Annotated in this window: 3 protein-coding genes; all 3 read left to right on the top strand. The window is 43.3% G+C overall.

Going from position 1 to position 3,618, the window contains the following annotated elements; translation table 11 throughout:
* Nucleotides 1-127 precede the first annotated feature (127 nt).
* On the top strand, nucleotides 128-601 hold the full coding sequence (locus KNO96_RS14180; protein ID WP_214704564.1) for a hypothetical protein: 474 nt from the start codon (nucleotides 128-130) through the stop codon (nucleotides 599-601).
* A 69-nt stretch (nucleotides 602-670) separates the two neighbouring features.
* Nucleotides 671-1,096: a hypothetical protein gene (locus KNO96_RS14175; protein WP_214704566.1), complete on the top strand. Its 426-nt coding sequence runs from the start codon at nucleotides 671-673 to the stop codon at nucleotides 1,094-1,096.
* A 609-nt stretch (nucleotides 1,097-1,705) separates the two neighbouring features.
* A complete protein-coding gene (locus KNO96_RS14170; RefSeq protein ID WP_251125218.1) occupies nucleotides 1,706-2,179 on the top strand; it encodes an SMI1/KNR4 family protein in 474 nt (157 codons plus the stop codon).
* Nucleotides 2,180-3,618: the final 1,439 nt, after the last annotated feature.

Below are 3,618 nucleotides of genomic sequence, written 5' to 3'. Positions count from 1 at the left end.
ACATCCGACAGGATGCCGGTGCGATCCAGAAGGAAAAACAAGCAGGGATTAGCCCTATAAATTTAGAATAAAAGAAGGTAAGAGGGAAGGTTAGTTAAAAACTAAGAAGGAAGAAAGGTTGTTTCTTATGACGAACAAGAATCTTACGATTTTCGAGGTGACGAAGTTGAACGAGAGCATGAAGTTCCTCGATCTAGCGAAAGAGTACGCCCCAGTAGGGAAAGAGAAGCTTCGCGAGGCGTTGAAGTCGGCTGGCGCGACCTTCGATCAGCGGACGAAACGATGGTATATCGACCGCAGCCACCCGAATGCGGACAAAAATGTCCTCGATTTCGTGCAATCAACCCGTATCAGTACACCAAAACCAAAGAAAATTGCAACTGAGCCGTTAAAAGTCGACCCCGTCACGGGGCAATCTCAGCTGGATGACGATTATTTCGCAATTGAGAAGAGGTCTGAATCAATCGTCAGGAAGAAAGTTTCGTTGGATATGGATGTGATTCTACATAAAAAGCTGAAGTATATCGCTTTACAAAACGATTTAAAATTTTATGAATTGGTAGAAAAAATTTTGAAAGAGCATATCCAGAGAAATGTTTAATTATTTTTGTTCTGTTTGTGTTGAATGATATAATTATTAAAGAAAGGTGTTTTATTAGGAGGGAATGTTATGAATACAAGTAACGAAAGAGATAGAAGGATCGTGACGGAGCCAGCTTCACCAATAATAAAAAAGTTAACAGAACGTTATTTACAAACGAGACCCGATGAACCTGTGTCTTTGAGGGAAATTAAAGAGTATGTATTTAGAAAGACTGGAGAACATTTTTCTCCAGGTAGTTTTAGCGGAGCTATAAGAGATTTAGTAGAAGAATCTAACGGGAAAATTGCGAATATAGATCGAGGATTTTACATGTATGTTGGAGATGTGAAGGTTAGAGAAATAAACGAAGCCATTGATAAATTAATCGAAAGACTAGATGAGATTGCCTTCGTAAATATATTGAAAGCATCAAATCAGGACATCAAGGCTATTCGTGAAATACCGAATATTCAACAAGGGTTAAAGTCTTTGAAATTAAAAGAAAGTAAATAAGAACAACACGTTTTGTGTTCTTGTGTTTTTTGTGTTGACATTGCAAAAAAACTATCGTACTATTAAATAGGGGAAAAAAATACCGCACTGGCATGCGATACGTTTTTCTCTTACTCGGAGCCCTTTTCCTGACGCCGGATAATTCGTTAACGTTTGAACATAATCAAGTCAATGACCATTGTATCAAATGAAATCGAGTTAATCAATCGTTCTTTTAGAAATTCAAATAAACGGAACTGATCGTGTCGATGATTTGTTTATCAAATCTCCAGCATCAAGGGGAGTTCTCCAGATTGATTTGGAGGGCAAAAATATGACAGTTCTAGTTCGTAAGCATACTAGGGATCCTCATATGGTCCGCGGTCATTTCCGACGCGGCAAATGGATTCCGGCGCATACGCGTTCAGGAAGCGTTGTGGAGCAACATCTCCGTAACGTCTAATGTAAATCACCCTTTTGGGTGATTTTTTTGTTTTCAAGAAACCTTGCGTGAAATGAAAACTCCACGCAAACTTGACGACGGTCGCAAGCCAAAGTCTGAAAAACGGACGAAAACCGACTGAATTCACAAACTTTTTCATGAAAAACATGGATGGGGTGAGACATTTGTTGGCGTTAGAAACATTCAAAAAAAGATTGATAAACAATCGATTAGAAGTGCAAAGAGAAGAGGGTTACTTAAGTAATGATGTCTTTTCTTTTGGTTCTCCAGCGTCGGAAAATGAATTGAGTAAACTGCCGAACCATACTCCGAATGAAATGATTGGGTTTTTGAAGTCACATAACGGAGCCGAGATTTTTATACATCCGGAGTATGGCGGTGGAATTCTTTTCTTCTCTGTCGATGAGATTCTGGAGTATATCGACATTTGGGAATGTCCCGAGAACTGTATTCCGATTGGTGTTGGGCGTGACGGTGAGTGGATCATCTGCGAAGTCGACCGAACTGGTGAAAATCGTATCTGGGTCGGCGAGTCTATCTCTTTCGAAGATGAATACGAGCGACTACCGATGGGATTTGCCGACTGGTTCGACTATCTATTGGTGGCGCAAGGTGCGCATTTTTGGGATTGGTTCCGATAGAATCGAAGTGCCTCATGTCGTATTTTACCGTTCAAAGAGCATAAGGGGAAACTGCTATCACTTTCTGTGATAGCCCAGGCAGGGCCTGGGGTTTCCGTGATATCACCAAAAGTCCGAAAACGGCACGAAATGTGCCAGTGAAAACACGGAAGTGGCACGAAATGTGCCACTTTTTTATTCGTCATTTGCGTCCATTTACATGAAGATCCGTGACAAGCGAAATAGAAAAACGATGCAGTAAGAAGAAAAATTTTATTGTCATCATATCTATGTAGAGGTAGAATAATCAGTAACAAAATACGGACGGAACAACAAAAAACGCCACTTCTCCCATCTACTTGTCGCCAAACGAGTAGATGATCAACGAAGTGACGCTTTTGAATAGCGAGTGCGACAACACTAGCTATTGATCGTTGGAGGCACACTACACGTGACTCCAACTTAGATGCACCTATCATACTAAGGAAACCCGAAACATTCAAGGTTTTAGTATAAAAAAGGACGTCGTTCAATAGCGAGTTTCACGAAACTCTCTATTCGGACGACGTCCTTTTTGTATTGGTTTTTACATATCAGAGTTCTGCACTCGCTCTTTAAAACGAGTAGGTCCATCTAGCCGACGCAATAAAGTAGATCGGTCACCAATGCGGTTCCAGCATGTGGTGTGACGTTAGCAGGGGAAGGACGGAAAGCCCTGTACATAGCCTAAGTCCCTTCGGGGATATGGTAAAGATCGTTGAGAGGTTCAGACGGGGTCATATGGTACGACCGGAGGCAGTCCCACGACAAACGGTGGGGGAGTTCCTCGTAGGCGGCTGTATGATTGCTGTGACACGACGCAGGACGGCTCTGGCCGTCGTGCAGTGGGTTATGTGACGAGTCGCCGAAAGGCAGCAAGGTAGGGCGTGGAAACGCCTTGTGTGCGCGAATGATGCGCAGCGAGTCACATGTCGGGGTTGAGACACCCCGGAGTCTTGGAACGCCTAGACATACGGATACCTCGTCTTGCACTAGACGGAGAACGTGGTGGGCAGATTTTAACCGCATCCTTTTTCAAAGGGGTTAGTCTGCCTATCCAGCCGTTTCCTTTCTTCCCTACCGGAGTATGCCCGGTGCGCTCTTTGGTTTCAAGTCTTTTTCTTTCCAAGTTCTAAAAAGAAAAGAACAAAGAGCAAACAGATCAGCGAGAAAGCAATAGAAGATGCAAATTCATATGTGGCACGAGGAATACGAGCCTAGCGCAGTCTGGCGACGTGTTCCGCATGTGCCCCGACAAACGAGCGAAGGCGTAAACGCCGTAGCGAAGTGCGTTCAGCAGAGAGAAGGAAGACCTGGAGAGGGTCGCTCGAGACATCCGACAGGATGCCGGTGCGATCCAGAAGGAAAAACAAGCAGGGATTAGCCCTATAAATTTAGAATAAAAGAAGGTAAGAGGGAAG

The sequence above is a fragment of the Exiguobacterium sp. s89 genome, assembly GCF_018617735.1.
GTDB classification, from domain to species: domain Bacteria; phylum Bacillota; class Bacilli; order Exiguobacteriales; family Exiguobacteriaceae; genus Exiguobacterium; species Exiguobacterium marinum.
The sequence above is the reverse complement of the archived record's forward strand: the minus strand, read 5'-3'. Positions and strand labels throughout refer to the sequence as shown.